Source organism: Rahnella bonaserana, from assembly GCF_019049675.1.
In the GTDB taxonomy this organism is placed as follows: Bacteria; Pseudomonadota; Gammaproteobacteria; order Enterobacterales; family Enterobacteriaceae; genus Rahnella; species Rahnella bonaserana.
The window spans coordinates 1-381 of the sequence record NZ_JAFMOW010000022.1 but is presented as its reverse complement, the minus strand read 5'-3'; the positions used below and the strand labels follow the sequence as shown (position 1 = coordinate 381).

The 381-nt window shown below is 63.3% G+C and carries 1 protein-coding gene; it reads left to right on the top strand.

Annotated features, from left to right (window positions below):
• Positions 1-381 (top strand): tRNA-ribosyltransferase family protein (locus J1778_RS00090; protein ID WP_217171491.1); only part of this gene is annotated, 381 nt, incomplete at both ends.

The following is a 381-nucleotide window of genomic DNA, read 5'->3' as shown; positions in this document are numbered from 1 at the left end:
GATGGCGAGGCTGGGCGGGTTGCACCGGTTCATGAACTGGGATCGTCCGATCCTCACAGACAGCGGCGGCTATCAGGTCATGAGCTTGTCGGATTTGCGCAAGATCACCGAGGAGGGCGTGACCTTTGCCAGCCATCTCGACGGATCGCGCCATCTGCTGACGCCCGAGCGTTCGATGGAGATCCAGCGTCTGCTGGGTTCCGACATCGTCATGGCCTTCGACGAATGCCCCAAGATCGATCAGGGGCGGGACGCCATCGCGCGGTCGATGGAAATGTCGATGCGCTGGGCGCGGCGCAGCCGCGAAGGCTTCGATATGGGCGGCGAGCATGCGGAGCGCTCCGCCTTGTTCGGCATTCAGCAGGGTGCACTGGATGAGCA